1 pseudogene is annotated in these 233 nt (G+C 59.2%); it reads right to left on the bottom strand.

From position 1 onward, the window contains the following. Positions 1-233 (bottom strand): annotated as a pseudogene (locus tag SB724_RS21980) (glycerol kinase); the annotation flags it as partial.

Below are 233 nucleotides of genomic sequence, written 5' to 3' on the forward strand. Positions count from 1 at the left end.
CGGCTTCGCGTCGCCCAGCTTGTACCCGAGCGTGGTGAGCAGGCCGTTCTTGGAGTGAACGATTTCCTCGCCAGTGTTGAAGATAAGGAAGCATCCGGTGCCATAGGTGTTCTTTGCTTCACCCGGCTGAAAAGCTGCTTGGCCGAAGGTTGCAGCTTGCTGGTCACCGAGGATTCCAGCCACCGGAGTTTCACGAAGCAGCTGCGACGTGTGGACGTGCCCGTAGACCTCGG

The organism is Bacillus sp. SIMBA_031, assembly GCF_046535225.1.
GTDB classification, from domain to species: Bacteria; Bacillota; Bacilli; order Bacillales; family Bacillaceae; genus Bacillus; species Bacillus velezensis.